Below are 15768 nucleotides of genomic sequence, written 5' to 3'. Positions count from 1 at the left end.
TTCTCCGACCGGCGCCCCCGCGCCGCGCCGCTGGCGCAACGCCGAGTCGCCCGTGCTGCGCGCCTTCGCACGCTCGCGCACCGTGCAACTGGCGGCCTTCGTTGCTGCTGGTTGCCCTGGCCTCGCTGTTCGCACCGTGGATCGCGCGGCAGGACCCCTTCGATCCGGCCGTGCTCGACCTGATCGACGCCTTCACGCCGCCGGGGCAGCAGGGCGCTTCGGGCGCGTTCTACCCGCTGGGCGCCGACGACCAGGGGCGCGATGTGTTCTCGGCCATCCTCTACGGGCTGCGCATGTCGCTGCTGGTGGGCGTGAGCGCGGTGGGGCTGTCGCTGGCCATCGGCGTGCCGCTCGGGCTGGCGGCGGGCTATGCGGGCGGCTGGTTCGGCACGCTGGTGATGCGCGTGGCCGATGTGCAGCTGACCTTTCCGGTGCTGCTGGTGGCGCTCTTGATCTTCGGCATTGCGCGCGGCCTGCTGCCCGAGGGCTACCGCGACGACATGGCGGTGTACGTGATCGTGGCGGCCATCGGGCTGTCGGAATGGGTGCAGTACGCGCGCACGGTGCGCGGCGCGGTGATGCTCGAGAAGCACAAGGACTACGTGGCCGCCGCGCAGATCATCGGCCGTTCGCACACCGGCATCCTGGTGCGGCACATCCTGCCGAACCTGCTGGCGCCGGTGCTGGTGATTGCCACCATCAGCTTCGCGCTGGCCATCGTGGCGGAGTCGACGCTGTCGTACCTGGGCGTGGGGCTGCCGCCCACGCAGCCGTCGCTGGGCACGCTGATCCGCATCGGGCAGGGCTTTCTGTTCTCGGGCGAGTGGTGGATCCTGCTGTTTCCCGCGCTGGTGCTGCTGGCGCTGGCGCTCTCGGTCAACCTGGCGGGCGACTGGCTGCGCGACGCCCTGAACCCGAGGCTGCAATGAGCGCGCGCGACCCCTCGCCATCGCCCCGCGGCGAAACGCCCGTGCTGCGGGTGCGCAGGCTCGACGTGGCCTTCGACACGCACCGGGGCACGGTGCAGGTGCTCGATGGCGTCTCGTTCGAGATCGCACCGGGCGAAATCCTGGGCGTGGTCGGCGAATCGGGCGCGGGCAAGTCGATGGTCGGCGCCGCCGTCATCGGCTTGGTCCCGCCGCCGGGCCGCATCGCGGGCGGCACGGTCGAGCTGCACGGCGAGCGCATCGACACGCTGCGCGGCGAAGACATGCGCCGCGTGCGCGGGCGCCGCATCGGCAGCGTGTTCCAGGACCCGCTGACCAGCCTGAACCCGGTCTACCCGATCGGTAGGCACCTCATCGAAACCATCCGCACGCACCTGCCCGTGAGCGAGCAGGAGGCACGCCGGCGCGCGCTGGCGCTGCTGGCCGACGTGGAGATTCCCGACCCCGAAAGCCGCATCGACCAGTACCCGCACCAGTTCTCGGGCGGCATGCGCCAGCGCGTGGCGATTGCGCTCGCGCTGTGCGCCGAGCCGCAGCTGCTGATTGCCGACGAGCCCACCACCGCGCTCGACGTGTCGGTGCAGGCGCAGGTGATCCGCGTGTTCCGGCGCGTCTGCCGCGAGCGCGGCACGGCCGCGATGCTCATCACGCACGACATGGGCGTGATCGCCGAGGCGGCCGACCGCGTGATGGTGATGTACCAGGGCCGTGTGCTGGAGACCGGCCCGGTGCGCCAGGTGCTCGACCACCCGCGCGAGCCGTACACGCGCGCGTTGATGGCCGCGATTCCCTCGGTGCACGACAGGCTGCATCGGCTGCCGGTGCCGGAGATCGGCGCGGACGTTGCCGTGGCTGCCGCGTTGCCACCCGCGCAGGTCGAGACCGTGGCGCCGCCGGCCGACGGCCCGCCTCTGATCCGCGTGCAGGGCCTGTCGCGCGAATTCGATCTCTCGGCAGGCTGGCTCGTGCGCATACTCGCGCGCCAGCCGAAGAAGGTGCTGCACGCGGTCGACGGCGTGAGTTTCGACATCGCGCGCGGCCGCACCTTCGGGCTGGTCGGCGAGTCAGGCTCGGGCAAGTCGACCGTGGCGCGCATGATCGCCGGCCTCACGCGGCCCACGGCCGGCAGCGTGCATTTCGACGGCATCGACCGCTGGGGCGACGCCGCGCAGACGGCCGCGCTGCGGCGGCGCTTCCAGATGATCTTCCAGGACCCGCATGCCAGCCTCAACCCGCGCTGGCGCGTGGACCGGCTCATCGCCGAGCCGGTCGAAGTGCTGGGCCTGGCCGCCAGCGCCGACGAAACCGCCGAGCGCGTGGCCCAGGCGCTGCGCCGCGTGCGCATGTCGCCCGACGACGGGCGGCGCTACCCGCACCAGTTCTCGGGCGGCCAGCGCCAGCGCATCGCCATCGCGCGGGCCCTGGCCAGCCAGCCCGAGTTCATCGTCTGCGACGAACCGACCTCGTCGCTCGACGTGTCGGTGCAGGCCCAGGTGCTGAACCTCATGCGCGACCTGCAGGACGAGTTCGGCCTGACCTACCTGCTGATCAGCCACAACCTCGCGGTGATCCGCCACATGTGCGACGACGTGGGCGTGATGCAGCGCGGGCGGCTGGTGGAGCAGGGCAGTGCGGCCGAAGTGCTCGATGCGCCGAAGCACGCGTACACGCGGGCGTTGATGGCGGCGGTGCCGGACATGCGGCACGCACCGGCCGCTGCCGTGCTCGCCACGACATGAAGTGCCCTCAGGGCACGCGCTGCAGCTGCTCGCGCAGGATGCGCCGGATTTCCAGGATCGCCAGCGGGTGCTCCTGCACGCTGTGCGCCGACGGGATCACCAGCTCCGACACCGCGCCGTCGAGGTGCGCGCTGGTGTAGGGCACGATGCCGTCGCTCGACTCGGCCAGCGGCAGGCCCGGCGTGTCGTTGCCGATGATCGAGTGGTAGCGCACCTTCGGACTCAGCGGCAACCCGGACGACAGGCGCACGAACGCATCGCGGTCGCTGAGGTTGTCGATGCTGTTGGGAATGCGCAGCGGGCCCATGTCCTGCGAGCTGGGCGCCACGCGCATCAGCTCGCGCGAGATGTCGTTGAGCTGGCCCAGCATGGCCACCGGCAGCGTGATGAGATTGGCCACCCAGCGCGAGATGCGCTTGTTGGCGAACGAGGTGCCGCGGTGCGGCGACGCGATGAAGATGGCGTCGCTGACCTGGGGCAGCGGCTCGAAGCGCAGGTAGGGCCCCAGCCCTTCCTCGATGCGGCGGCGCTGCGCGGCCGGCATGGGGTAGCCCTCGCGCAGCGCGTCCCACAGCACGTCGCCCGACGACGACACCAAGAGGCGCGAGAGCACGCCGCCCATGCTGTGGCCGATGAGCGTGACGTTGCGCGAGGCCTCGGCGCGGCCCTGCGGATCGAAGTGCGCCAAGGTCTGCGTGATGGCTTCGCGGATGGCCAGGTTGTTCAGCGGCAGCGGCGCATTCGTGGGGTAGTACACCTGCCAGATCTGGTAGCGGCGGCGCAGCGTCTCGTCGCCCAGCACTTCGTTCGCCACGTTGATCCAGGCCTCGGGGCTGCTGGCCAGGCCATGCAGCATGACGATGGTGCGGCGCTTCGGGTCGTAGGGCTGCATCAGGTAGATGTGCGGCCGGGTCAGGCCCTCGGCGCCGCCGAACAGGCTGCGCAGCGCCTGCAGCGCGAAGTCGGAGTGGGCCAGCCACAGGCCGTAGCCCGAGGTGAAATTGGCGGCCAGCGGAATCTCTTCGCCCGCCAGCTTGATCGTGCTGGTGCGGTAGGGGTCGAACACGGCGATGCGCAGCGTGCGCGTGGCCAGCACGTCCTGCAGGGTGGCGCCGTCGAACTGCAGCAGCGCGGTGAGGGCGGGGAAGGGCGTTTCGCTGAAGGGCGGGGCGTCTTCGTCGGCCTGCGCCGCGGTCGGGCGGTCGTCGCCCGCAGCGACCAGCTCGGCGCCGAAACCGTCGCGGCGGTAGATGTTGCGCAGGCCCGAGAAGGTCAGCGAGGCGGCGGGAATCAGCTCTTTCGGCGGGGGCGCGTCGGGCGCGAGCTGCACCGCCGACAGGTCGGCGTCGATGCGCCAGCCGCTCACCTGCGGAATGGCGGCCATCGACATGTCGCTCTTGCGGTAGCGGCTGAACAGGCCGGTGATGGCGCGCTGCACCGCGTAGTTGTAGTAGTCGCGCACCTGCGTCTGGCGGTCTTCGAAGGCGCGGTCGCGCGGCTTGCGCGCCGTGTGGAACAGGTAGGCGTAGGCGTGGCGCGCGGTTTCGAGCCAGGCCTCGATGGCCTCGGGCGCCATGGGCTGCGCGGCCGAGCCGCCGTCGCCGCCCGCCAGCGCGAGCTGCAGCCACACCTCGGACAGCGCCGACATGCGTTGCTCGTCGTTCAGGCCGGCGGAGGTGGCGAGGTTCTGGCGGCAGGCGCGGCCGTCCTTGCGGCACTGGTCGGCATCGGAGCCGATGACGCGCAGCACCTCTTGTGCGGAACTGCTGAGCTGGCCGGTGGTGAGCACGTCGCCGCGCCGCTGCGCCAGGTAGTCGGCCGGCGAGATGGTGCCGACCGTGACGCCCGCGCAGCCCGTGAGCAGCGACAGCGCCAGCAGCAGGGCGGGGAAGCCGATGCGCCTCATGGTGCCGCGCCCGGCAGGCCGTTGCGGATCGCCTGCGAGAAGTTCACGCCGGGCTGCTGGTCCGTGGCGATCGCCCGGTCGGTGATGCGGCCGCCGGCGCGCAGTGCGTCCATGCTCAGGCCGGGCGTGAGGCCGCCCACGTCGTGCAGGTACTCGGGCAGGTAGCCCGAGGCCAGCAGGCGGTAGTCCATCGGCAGGCCGGGCACGACGTGCCGGGCGAGGCTGTAGACGATGGTTGTGCAGTTGGCGGTGAGCGTGTTGTAGAAGCTCGGCGCGCGCGCCAGCGCATTGGCCTCGCCGACGTAGCCCAGGAACAGCGAACGCATCTCGGCCTGCGGCAGGTGCACGCGGTACATGTAGACGTCTTCGCCGCGCACGTTGGTGCGCACGCGCAGGATGTCGTGCTCGTCGGCGGCCACGAGGCTGTTCTCGAACTGCTTGAAGAAGCCGCCCACGGACGAGAAGCTCTCGCCGCGCTCCTTGCGGATCTCGATGGAAAAGGTGACGTACTGTCCGTCGTCGAAGCCGAAGGACACCAGCGTGTGGGCGATGGCCGGGCCGGTCCAGTACGACAGCGACACGTCGACCGAGCGCAGGCGGTCCAGGTCGTAGCGGCGCGTGTCCCAGCGCACGGTGTAGTCGGTGTCGCTGCGCCAGTCGAAGTTGCGCACGTTCTCCATCGTGACCACGCTGCCTTCGACGCGCGGCTTCAGGTGGCGGGCCACGTCGTCGGCCCATTCGCGATGCTGAGAGGGCGCGATGGTGCCCCACCACTCGAGCAGCACGACGAAGCCGATGGCGTAAGCCAGCAGCGAGCGGCCGGCCTTGCCGCGCCACAGCAGCACGATCGCCGCCAGGCCGAAGAGGCCCCACAGCACCATCGCGCCGACCTTGACCGGCAGCGTCGCGGGCAGCTGATACCAGAGGGCCGCGCAGGCCCAGGCGGCCGACAGCAACACGGCGAAGCTCACCAGCAGGCGGCCGAGGGAGCGCAAAAGGATTCGGAGCATGAAGAAACGCGGAGGTGGAGGGCGGCCGATTCTCGTCGAGTTGCAGCCGCCGCCGTCGGGCTACAGCGGGTAGGTCACGAGCTTGAAGTCCGGGTCCTCGGGGAAGGACTTCACCGAGAAGCCGAGCCGCCGCACCAGCTTGAGCATGTCGGGGTTGCCGGCCAGCACCAGCCCGTCCATCTCGGAAAGGCCGCGGTCGCGCGCCACGTCGATGATGCTTTCCATGAGGCGCGAGCCGATGCCCTTGCCGCTGAACTCGTCGGCCACCACGAGCGAGAACTCGCAGCTGGTCTGGTCGGGGTTGGTGATGTAGCGCGACACGCCCACGATGCGCTCGCTCTCGAGGATGCTGCCGTCGGGCGCGGTGCTGCGCTCCATCACGGTGGCGACCAGCGCCATCTCGCGGTCGTAGTCGATGAGCGTGAAGCGCGACAGCATCGACGGCGGCAGCTCGTGAAAGCGCGAGACAAAACGGAACCAGCGGCTCTCGGGCGACAGGCCCTGCACCAGCGCCTGCAGCATCTGCGCGTCGTTCGGATGCACCGGCCGCACCACGTACGCGCCGCCACCGGGCAGCGGCCATTCGCGCCGGTAACGCGCGGGGTACGGCATGATGGCCAGGTGCTGGTAGCCGTTGCCCACCGGGCCCGCCACAGCCTGCGTGCTGCTGTCGACCACGATGCGCGCATCGACCGACACCGCGCCGTGCTCGTCCACGATGATCGGGTTGATGTCCATCTCGCGCAGCTCGGGCAGCTCGCACACCATTTCGGACACGCGCAGCAGCACGTCTTCGATGGCTTCCATGTTCACGGCGTTGGCGCCGCGCCATTCGCCCAGCGTCTCGGCCACGCGCGAGCGCTCGATGAGGTGGCGCGCCAGGAACTGGTTCAGCGGCGGCAGCTCCATCGCGCGGTCGTTCATGAGCTCGATCATGGTGCCGCCCGCGCCGAAGACGATCACCGGACCGAAGGGCTGGTCGGTGACCAGGCCCACGTAGATTTCGCGCCCGCGCCGCGCGCGCACCATCTTCTGCACGGTCACGCCGTTGATGCGGGCGTCGGGCGCCAGGCGCGCCACGCGCTCCATCATCTCCAGGTAGGTGTCGCGCGCGCTGGTGCCGTTCATCACGTTCAGCGCCACGCCCTCGACGTCGGACTTGTGCGAGATGTCGGGCGAGTCGATCTTGAGCGCCACCGGAAAGCCCAGCTGCGTGGCGATCATCATGGCCTCGTTGGCGCTGCGCGCGAGCAGCGTGCGCGTGATCGGGATGTGGAAGCACGACAGCAGCGACTTCGACTCCATCTCGGTCAGCACCTTGCGCCGCTCGGCCAGCACGCTCTCGATGAGCAGGCGCGCGCCGTCGATGTCGGGCTTGGCCAGCGCCGACAGCGGCGGCGGCGTCTGCTGCAGCAGCTGCTGGTTCTGGTAGAAGGCCGCGATGTTGCCGAAGGCGCCCACGGCCGCCTCGGGCGTGCGAAAGCTCGGGATGGTGGCCTCGGCCAGCACGGCCCGCGCATTGCCCACCGAGGCGTCGCCCATCCAGCACGACAAGAGCGGCTTGGGCATGGGGCGCGGAATGTCGGCCAGCGCGCGCGCCGTGGCGGCCGCGTCGACGCCGGCCTTGGGCGAGAAGATGGCGAGCACGCCGTCGATCTGGCTGTCGGCCGAGGCGGTGTCGATGGCGGCGCGAAAGTGCGCGGGCGTGGCGTCTTCCGAGAGGTCGATGAGGTCGGTGAGCGACGCGAGCGCCGGCAGCGACGGTTGCAGCGAGCGCTGCGCGGGGGCCGAGAGGCGGCCCAGGTCCAGCCCGATCTCGTTGATCCAGTCGGCCGCGAGCACGCCGGGGCCGCCGCCATTGGTGACCACGGCCAGCCGCTTGCCCACCGGCCGGTAGCGCGAGGCCAGGCACTTGGCGGCCGAGAACAGCTCGACGAAGGAGCGCACCCGCACCGCACCCGCGCGGCGCAGGGCGGCGTCGAACACGTCGTCGCTGCCCACGATGGCCGCGCTGTGCGTCTGCGCGGCCTCGTTGCCGGCCGGCTTGCGGCCCGCCTTGAGCACCACCACCGGCTTGGCGTGCGAGGCCGAACGCAGCGCGCTCATGAAGCGGCGCGCGTCGGCAATGCCTTCGAGGTACACGATGATGCTGTGCGTGCTCGAATCGTTGGCCAGGAAGTCGAGCACCTGCGGAATGTCGACCGAGGTGTGCGGCCCGAGCGACACCACGCTGGAAAAGCCCACGCCGTTCTGCCGTGCCCAGTCGAGCATCGAGGCCGTGAGCGCGCCCGACTGCGACACCAGCGCCAGCGGCCCGGTGCGCGCGAGCGGGCCGGCCACGCTGGCGTTCAGGTGCAGCGGCGGGCGCTGGAAGCCCAGCGAATTCGGGCCCAGCAGGTGCACGCCTTCGCGGCGCGCGATCTTGCGCCACTGCGCGGCCTGCTCGGCGGCGATGCCGGTGGAGATGACCACCGCGGCCTTGCAGCCGATGCGCCCCGCGATCTCGAGGGCGGCCGCCACGTCGTGCGGCGCCAGCGCGATCAGCGCCAGGTCGGCATGCGTCTGCGCCAGCTCTTCGAGCGTGCCCTGGGTGCGCACGTCCAGAAAGCGCAGCGTGCCGTCGAAGCGGTCGGCCCGGAAGGCTTCGCGCAGCGTGCGGCCCAGGGCGGTCTGGCCCCCCGGATCGCTGGGCTGGCCGACGAAGGCCACGATCGACGCCGGGGCGAACAGGGGGGTCAGGAAATGCTTGTCCATGCCCTAGTTTGCCCGGATCGGGGCGTGCCGCAAGCACCGCGTGTACACTCGCCGGCTCATGTCGTGCCTTTCACTTTCCCCCGTTGCTGCATCCAGCGCCGCCGTTGTCGGCCGCACGATGCCGTTCGCCGCCTGCGTGCGAACGAGCGACGCAGTGAATGCGCGAATGATTACCACCATGACCGCCGCGGCCCCCTGAGCACGCGCAGGGTGGCCGCTCCGGCAGCCACCTGGTGTCTCTTCTCCCGAATGAACGAAACCCAGCTGGCAGCTGGGTTTTTTTGTTTTTGTCCTGTTCGTTCGTTGTTTGGAGAAGCCCATGTACCGCGATCCCGTCTCGTCCTTCCTGCCCCAGCCCAGCCATCCTGCGGCCATTCGCCCCCTGCGCGTCGGCATGATCGGCATCGGCACCGTGGGCGCGGGCACCTTCCGCGTGCTGGCCCGCAACCAGGACCTCATTGCCGCGCGCGCCGGGCGCGGCATCGAGGTGACGGTGGTGGCGGCGCGCAACCTCGCGCGTGCCCAGGGCATCGTGGGCGAGGGCGTGGCGCTCACGGCCGACCCGATGCAGGTGGCCACCGATCCCGATGTCGACGTGGTGGTCGAGGTGGCCGGCGGCACCGGCCCGGCGCGCGACTGGGTGCTGGCGGCCATTGCGCACGGCAAGCACGTGGTCACGGCCAACAAGGCGCTGCTGGCCGTGCACGGCCCCGAGATCTTCGCCGCCGCCAGCGCGCACGGCGTGGCCGTGATGTACGAAGGCGCGGTGGCGGTGAGCATCCCCATCGTGAAAGCCTTGCGCGAAGGCCTCACGGCCAACCGCATCGAATGGGTGGCGGGCATCGTCAACGGCACCACCAACTTCATCCTCAGCAAGATGCGCGACGAGGGCCTGGACTTCGGCGACGCACTCGCGCAGGCCCAGGCGCTGGGCTATGCCGAGGCCGATCCGGCCTTCGACATCGAGGGTGTCGACGCCGCCCACAAGACCGCGCTGCTGGCCGCCAACGCCTTCGGCATGCCGGTGCGCTTTGCCGATGCGCAGGTCGAGGGCATCACCGCGCTGCAGCGCCTGGACGTGGCCTGCGCCGAACAGCTGGGCTTTCGCGTCAAGCTGCTGGGCGTGGCGCGCCGACGTGAAGAAGGGGTGGAGCTGCGCGTGCAGCCCGCGCTGGTGCCGGCGACGCATCTGCTCGCGCAGGTGAACGGCTCGATGAACGGCATCATGGTCAAGGCCGACGCGGCGGGCGTCACGATGTACTACGGCGCGGGCGCCGGCTCGGAGCAGACCGCCTCGGCCGTGATCGCCGACCTGGTCGACGTGGCGCGCCTGGACGGCACCCACGCCGGCCAGCGCGTGCCGCACACGGGCTTTCATGCGCATGCGGTGCGCGAACTGCCGGTGCTGCCGCGCGCGGCCGTGCGCAGCGCGCACTACCTGCGCGTGCCGGTGCAGGCGGTGACCGACATCGCGGCCGTGGCCGACCTGCTGGCCGCGCAGCGGCTGCCGGTGCGGCAGCTGGTGTTGGCGAATGGGCCGGCGGATGCGGCGCCGCAGGTGCTGGTGATTACCGAATCGGCGTTGCAAAGCGCGGTCGATCTTGCGCTGCATGCGTTGCAAGCGAGCCCGGTCGTGGCTGGGCCCGTGATCGCGTTGCGTGTGGAAACGCTGGACGACTGAAGGGCGCTCAGGGGTCGGACGCGGGTGCGCGCAGCCGCGGCTCCCAGTCTTCGACGCGCCCTGCATCCACCCGCTTGCGAAACGTGGCGCGCCAACGTTCGGCCAGGGCGGGCAGGGCGGCGGCCTGTTCCCATTCGGGCGCGAAGCGCGCGTCGCGCGAGAACAGCAGGGCGATGAGGCGCGACAGCGGCCAGTCCGGATGCGGGCGTTCCACGCGCGTGACCATCGCGCCGGCCCGCACCCAGCCGGGTTCGAGCACGCGGTAGTACCAGCCCGTGCAGCCGCGCGCCTGCATCTCGCGCGCCATGCCGGGCCTGCCGAAGTGCGCGTCGAGCTTCCAGCAGGGCTGCCGGCCCTGCGACACCTGCACCCGCGCGTCGCCGAGCTGGACCACGTCGCCGATGCACACGGTCGATTCGTCCCAGCCCGTGGTCGAGATGTTCTCGCCGAAGGCGCCCGCGTGCGCCAGCTGTTCGGTGCAGTGACCGCCCGCCGCCCAGCCGGCGTAGTGCTCGCGCGGGTAGTGGTGCACGGCCTTCTCGACACCGCCGTGGATGCGCAGGTCGGCCTGCGCGTCGCCCTGCAGGCCGGTGGGCGACAGCCGCAGCGCATCGGCCGTCGGCGTCTTGCGGATGCCGCTGCGCGTGCGGCCGTCGGGCAGCAGGGCCACGGGGCCGACCAGCAGCGCGTCGATGCGCAGAGCGGGCTGCGTCATGCGAGCTGGTCCAGCCAGGCCGTCAGCATGCGCGTCGCGGCATCGGAGCCCTTGTTGGCCAACTCGGCGCTGCGGGTGCGCAGCGCGGGAACGTCGATGCCGGCCGCGGCCAGTTCGTGGTGGTGCCCGATCAGCCAGGGCTCGATGCGTGCGGGGTCGGCCTCGGGGTGGAACTGCAGCGCCAGCGCATGGCGGCCGTGGCTGAAGGCCTGGTGCGGCGTGCGCGCGGTGCTGGCGAGCAGTTCGGCGCCGGGTGGCAGATCGAAGGTGTCGCCGTGCCAGTGCAGCACAGGTTCGCCGTCCAGCGCCGCGAGGCACGAGGCCCGGCCCGCCGCGCTCAGGTCGACCGGCGCCCAGCCGATCTCCGTGTGCCCCGACGGGTACACGCGCGCGCCGAGCGCACGGGCCATGAGCTGCGCGCCCAGGCACAGGCCCAGCGTCGGGCGCTGCAGCGCTAGCCGTTCGCGCAGGCCGGCGATCTCCTCGGCGAGCCAGGGGTAGGTCGCGGTGTCGTACGCCCCGATGGGGCCGCCGAGCACCACGACGAGGTCGGCGTGGCGCCATTCGTCGGCGCTGAGCGCGGACGGGCCCGCTTGCCGGTAGTCGATGGCGTGGCCGGCCTGGGTGAGCACGTTCGCGAAGCGCCCGAGGTCTTCGAAGGCGAGGTGTTGCAGGGCGATGCATGGCATGCGGCGAGTGTCCTTTCTTCTTTCAGGCGCGGCAGGCGGTGTCGTCGCACGGGCCGCCTGGCGATGCATCGTCTGCAGGTTGTGCAATGAGGTGCGCAGGCACCTCTTCGGCGGCAAGCTGCCCGATGGCGGCGCCCAGCGCCATGTCGTCGAGCATGCCGAAGTGGCTCATGCGCAAGCGCCCCTGCCGGTCGACCAGCACCGTGCTCGGCGTACCCTGCCACTGGTAGTCGCGCATCGTGGCGGGGATGCCGCCGGTGGGCGAGGGCTGGTCGATACCGATGGGAAAGCCCAGGCGGTACTCGCGCACGAAGGCGTCGAGCGCGGCCGGTGTCATGACTTCGTGGTGCTCGAACACCGAGTGCAGGCCGATCACCGCGACGTCTTTCGCGGCGAAGAGCTGCCGCGTCTTCTTCGCCTGCGGCAGGCCATGCGACACGCAGGCCGGGCACAGCATCTGGAACGCGTGCAGCACCACGACCCGGCCGCGCAGCGACGCGAGCGTGACGGGCGCATCGGTGTTGAGCCACTGCGCGACCTGCAGCTCGGGTGCCTCGGGGCGCGGCCAGGCCATGTCAGGCTGCCTCGGTGCGCAGCTTCACCTGCGGGAAATCCACCGGCACCTGGAACGCCACGTTCACGTAGTTGGTGAACAGGTTCAGCGCGACGTGGGCCAGGATCTCGACGATGTGCCGGTCGTCGAAGCCCACGGCCCGCAAGGCCTGCACGTCGGCGTCGTTGACCTGGCCGCGCGCATCGACGAGCTTGAGCGCAAAGCGCAGCGCCGCCGCCGTGCGCGGGTCGGCCGATTCGCCGGCCTGCGCGGCGGTCATGTCGGCCGCCGACACGCCCGCCTTGCGACCCAGTGCGGTGTGCGCCGCGAGGCAGTAGTGGCAGGCGTTGCGGTCGGCGACGGCCACGGCGATCTGCTCGCCGAGCTGCGCCGGAATGACGCCGCCGCCGAGCGCGCCGAACGATCCCCACAGGCTGCGCAGCGCCGCGGGCGAGTTGGCGACGGCGCGGAACATGTTGGGCGTGGCGCCGAAGGCCCCGTGGACTTGAGAGAGCAAGGACTGGGCGTCGCCGGTGGCGGCGGTGTCGGTGACGAGGTTGACGCGGGGCATGAAGACTTCCTTTCGGTGATGACGATGCAAGCAGTGTCTTCCCGCAATCCGTATGATTTAAACGCTTTCATCCATTCAACATACCTTTTCGTCCAATGCCGAGCGCAACACCGCCGCCGCCCATCGACAGGCTCTCGTCCCTGCTCGAGCGCTTCCGTGTCCGGGCCCACCTGTTCCACACGGGGCCGCTGTGCGGCGTGACGCACTTCGCGGCGAAGGAAGGGCGCAGCTTCCTGCATGTGATGCGGCGCGGCGAGATGGTGGTCACGCATTCGGCGCCGTCGGTGCGCGCGGCCGGCGTGCCGCGCAAGCTGGTCGTGAAGGAGCCCAGCCTGCTGTTCTACCCGCGCCCGCTGGCGCACGACTTCCACAACGCGCCCACCGAGGGCTCGGACTTCGTCTGCGCCACGGTCGACTTCGACGGCGGCGAGGCGCACCCGCTGGTGCGCGCCTTGCCGCCGCTGGTGCGGCTGCCACTGCATGCGGTCGACGGCCTCGAAGCGGCGCTGGCGCTGCTGTTCGCGGAAACCGGGCGCGTGCTGTGCGGGCACCGCCTGCTGGCCGACCGGCTGTTCGAGGTGGTGCTGATCCAGCTGCTGCGCTGGCTGCTCGACCATCCGCAGGAGAGCGGCGTGCCTGCTGGCTTGTTGACGGGCCTGGGCGACCCGCAACTGGCGCGCGTGCTGGTCGCGCTGCACGAGCGCCCGGGCGAGCCGTGGCCGCTCGAACAGATGGCCACGGAGGCCGGCATGTCGCGCAGCGCGTTCGCGGCGCGCTTCAAGTCGGTGGTGGGTGCGACGCCCGCCGACTACCTCGCGCAATGGCGCCTGACCATCGCGCAGGCCGAGCTGCGCACGGGCGCGTCGGTCAAGGCGATTGCCGACAGCCTCGGCTACGCCAACGCTTCGGCGCTGTCGCGCCTGTTCGCGCAGAAGGTGGGCGTGTCGCCGCGCGAATGGCTCGCGCGGCAGTCGGCTTGAGCGCTCAACCCTCCGCGCGCAGAAAGCGCTCGGTCAGCAGCACCCAGTAGGCGCCGCCCACGGCAACGTTGCTGTCGTTGAAGTCGTAGCCCGGGTTGTGGACCATGCAGGCGCCGTGCGCGTCGCCGTCGCCATTGCCGATGAGCAGGTAGCAGCCGGGCACGCGCTCCAGCATGAAGGCGAAGTCTTCGCTGCCCGGCAGCGGCGGCGTCTGCCAGGTGACCTGCGCCGCGCCCACGAGCTCTTCGGCCACGGTGCGCGCAAAGGCGGTTTCTTCGGGCGTGTTGACCAGCACCGCGTAGCCGGGCCGCCAGTCGATCTGCGCCTGCACGCCGAAGCTCTCGGCCTGCGCGGCCACCAGCGCCTTGATGCGGGTTTCGATCTTCTTGCGCACCTCGCGGTCGAGGGCGCGCACGCTGACCTCGAGCACCGCGCCTTGCGGGATCACGTTGTTGGCCTTGCCCGCATGGATGGCGCCCACCGTGACCACCGCCATCTGCAGCGGGTCGATGTTGCGCGAGACCACGCTCTGCAGCGCCATCACGGTGCTGGCCGCGGCCACGATGGGGTCGGCCGCGCGGTGCGGCATGGCGCCGTGGCCGCCCACGCCGGTGAGGGTGATCGTGGCGTAATCGGACGAGGCCATGGCCGGGCCTTCGCGCATTGCCAGCCGGCCCTGCGCCATGCCGGGCATGTTGTGCATCGCGAAGATGGCGTCGCAGGGGTAGCGCTCGAACAGGCCGTCGTCGATCATGCGCACCGCGCCGCCGCCGCCTTCCTCGGCGGGCTGGAAGATCAGGTTCAGCGTGCCGTCGAAGCGCCCGCGTTCGGCCAGGTGCTGCGCCGCCGCCAGCAGCATCGCCGTGTGGCCGTCGTGGCCGCAGGCGTGCATCACGCCGGTGTGTTCGCTGGCGTAGGCCAGGCCTGTGGCCTCGTCGATGGGCAGGGCGTCCATGTCGGCGCGCAGGCCGAGGCGGCGCGTGCCGCTGCCGCGCACCAGCCGGCCCACCACGCCCGTGCCGCCCACGTGGCGCTCGACGGTGTAGCCCCAGGCCTGGAGCTTGTCGGCCACCAGCGCCGAGGTGCGGTGCTCGTCGAAGCCGAGTTCGGGGTGCTGGTGGATGTCGCGGCGGATGCCGATGAAGGTGTCGGCGCTGGCGTGCAGGTCGTTCAGGAGGGCGGTGGTGCTCATTGGGGTTCCAGGCGGATGGACTTGGCGATGTCGCGGTAGCGCGCGGTTTCGGCTTCGTAGAACTTCGCCGATTCGGCCAGCGTCGTCTGCGGCGAGGCCAGCTGCGTCTGGGCCGCGAGCTGCTCGCGCACGCTGGTTTCCTTCAGCGCCGCGCCGACGGCCTGGTGCAGCTTCTGCACCACGTCCTCGGGCGTGTTCTTGCGCACGAAGAAGCCGCTCCAGGTCTTGTAGTTGAAGTTCTTCAGCTCCTTGCCTTCGCTGGCGGTGGGCACGTTCTTCAGCAGCTCGGAGCGCTGCCCGCCGAGCTGGCCGAGGATCTTCAGCCGGCCCTGGTCGGCCAGCGCGCCCATGGCAGCGCTGTAGACCAGCACGGCAAAGTCGACCTGGCCGCCGCCGATGTCCTGCAGCAGCGGCGCGTTGCCCTTGTAGGGCGCGTGCATGAGCTTCACGCCGGTGTCCAGCTGCACCTTCTCGAGGATCAGGTGGTACAGCGAGCCGATGCCCACGCTGCCGTACGACAGCGGCTTGTCGGGCGACTTGCGCGCCAGCGCAATGAGCTCGTCGACGCTGTTGGCCGGCAGGTCCTTGCGGGCGACGAAGACCATCACGGCCTCGGCCACCGGGTGCACCATGCGGAAGTCTTCGGCCTTGAGCTTCACGGCCGCATTGGCCAGCGGCGCCAGGATGATCTCGTTGGGCGAACCCTGGAAGAGGTAGTAGCCGTCGGCCGGCGCAGCCAGCACCTTCTGCGCGGCCATGGCGCCGCTCACGCCGCCCAGGTTCTCCACGACCACCTGCTGGCCCAGCGCCTTGCCCAGCGGCACGGTGAAGATGCGCGCGGTGGCGTCCGAGGGGCCGCCGGCCGGGTAGGGAACCATCAGGTTCACGGGCTTGGCGGGAAAGCCGTCGGCGCGGGCGGGGCCCGCGGCCAGCAGCATCAGCCCGCAGCCGAGCAGCAGCGCGGATCGGAAGAGCGAAGTCGTCGTCGTCAAAGTCATGTCTCCTGGGGTGGTGCCGGCTCGTGGGGCCGG

General features: G+C 70.9%; 13 protein-coding genes. 4 read left to right on the top strand and 9 right to left on the bottom strand.

Going from position 1 to position 15768, the window contains the following annotated elements; all coding sequences use genetic code 11:
- Positions 1–101 precede the first annotated feature (101 nt).
- The gene (locus ACAM52_RS11845; protein WP_369647118.1) at positions 102–929 is read left to right on the top strand and encodes an ABC transporter permease; all 828 of its coding nucleotides are present in this window, start codon (positions 102–104) and stop codon (positions 927–929) included.
- Positions 926–2686, top strand: coding sequence for a dipeptide ABC transporter ATP-binding protein (locus ACAM52_RS11840; protein ID WP_369647117.1), 1761 nt, complete (start codon positions 926–928; stop codon positions 2684–2686). Before ACAM52_RS11845 ends, ACAM52_RS11840 begins: the two co-directional genes overlap by 4 nt.
- A 7-nt stretch (positions 2687–2693) precedes the next feature.
- Here the strand turns inward: ACAM52_RS11840 and ACAM52_RS11835 are convergent, their stop codons facing one another.
- From ACAM52_RS11835 to ACAM52_RS11825, 3 genes are read right to left on the bottom strand one after another with little or no spacing between them, the layout of a single operon-like run.
- A complete protein-coding gene (locus tag ACAM52_RS11835; protein ID WP_369647116.1) occupies positions 2694–4592 on the bottom strand; it encodes an esterase/lipase family protein in 1899 nt (632 codons plus the stop codon).
- Entirely contained in the window at positions 4589–5602 is a 1014-nt protein-coding gene (locus ACAM52_RS11830; protein ID WP_369647115.1) for a DUF4105 domain-containing protein, read from the bottom strand. Before ACAM52_RS11830 ends, ACAM52_RS11835 begins: the two co-directional genes overlap by 4 nt.
- 60 nt (positions 5603–5662) lie before the next feature.
- On the bottom strand, positions 5663–8356 hold the full coding sequence (locus tag ACAM52_RS11825) for a bifunctional acetate--CoA ligase family protein/GNAT family N-acetyltransferase (RefSeq protein WP_062472839.1): 2694 nt from the start codon (positions 8354–8356) through the stop codon (positions 5663–5665).
- A gap of 319 nt (positions 8357–8675) precedes the next feature.
- Between ACAM52_RS11825 and ACAM52_RS11820 the strand changes: the two genes are divergently transcribed.
- A complete protein-coding gene (locus ACAM52_RS11820; protein ID WP_369647114.1) occupies positions 8676–10037 on the top strand; it encodes a homoserine dehydrogenase in 1362 nt (453 codons plus the stop codon).
- A 7-nt stretch (positions 10038–10044) separates the two neighbouring features.
- Here the strand turns inward: ACAM52_RS11820 and ACAM52_RS11815 are convergent, their stop codons facing one another.
- Genes ACAM52_RS11815 through ACAM52_RS11800 form a run of 4 tightly spaced genes read right to left on the bottom strand, consistent with a single transcriptional unit; the run spans position 10045 to position 12565 of the window.
- Positions 10045–10752: an MOSC domain-containing protein gene (locus ACAM52_RS11815; RefSeq protein WP_369647113.1), complete on the bottom strand. Its 708-nt coding sequence runs from the start codon at positions 10750–10752 to the stop codon at positions 10045–10047.
- Positions 10749–11441, bottom strand: coding sequence for a glutamine amidotransferase (locus tag ACAM52_RS11810; RefSeq protein ID WP_369647112.1), 693 nt, complete (start codon positions 11439–11441; stop codon positions 10749–10751). The genes ACAM52_RS11815 and ACAM52_RS11810 overlap by 4 nt, the downstream gene beginning before the upstream one ends.
- 22 nt (positions 11442–11463) lie before the next feature.
- Positions 11464–12015, bottom strand: a complete 552-nt coding sequence (locus ACAM52_RS11805; RefSeq protein ID WP_369647111.1) for a redoxin family protein — start codon at positions 12013–12015, stop codon at positions 11464–11466.
- A 1-nt stretch (position 12016) separates the two neighbouring features.
- Positions 12017–12565, bottom strand: a complete 549-nt coding sequence (locus ACAM52_RS11800) for a carboxymuconolactone decarboxylase family protein (RefSeq protein ID WP_369647110.1) — start codon at positions 12563–12565, stop codon at positions 12017–12019.
- Positions 12566–12660: 95 nt separating this feature from the next.
- On the opposite strand from ACAM52_RS11800, the gene ACAM52_RS11795 reads away from it, so the two are divergent.
- Positions 12661–13545, top strand: a complete 885-nt coding sequence (locus ACAM52_RS11795; RefSeq protein WP_369647109.1) for an AraC family transcriptional regulator — start codon at positions 12661–12663, stop codon at positions 13543–13545.
- A 4-nt stretch (positions 13546–13549) separates the two neighbouring features.
- Here ACAM52_RS11795 and ACAM52_RS11790 read toward each other — a convergent pair whose 3' ends face one another.
- Both ACAM52_RS11790 and ACAM52_RS11785 read right to left on the bottom strand, forming a co-directional pair.
- The gene (locus ACAM52_RS11790; protein ID WP_369647108.1) at positions 13550–14737 is read right to left on the bottom strand and encodes a M20 aminoacylase family protein; all 1188 of its coding nucleotides are present in this window, start codon (positions 14735–14737) and stop codon (positions 13550–13552) included.
- Complete coding sequence (locus ACAM52_RS11785; RefSeq protein ID WP_369647726.1) at positions 14734–15675, bottom strand: tripartite tricarboxylate transporter substrate binding protein; 942 nt, start codon at positions 15673–15675, stop codon at positions 14734–14736. Before ACAM52_RS11785 ends, ACAM52_RS11790 begins: the two co-directional genes overlap by 4 nt.
- Positions 15676–15768: the final 93 nt, after the last annotated feature.

Source organism: Variovorax sp. V118 (assembly GCF_041154445.1).
Taxonomy (GTDB): Bacteria; Pseudomonadota; Gammaproteobacteria; order Burkholderiales; family Burkholderiaceae_C; genus Variovorax; species Variovorax boronicumulans.
The sequence above is the reverse complement of the archived record's forward strand: the minus strand, read 5'-3'. Positions and strand labels throughout refer to the sequence as shown.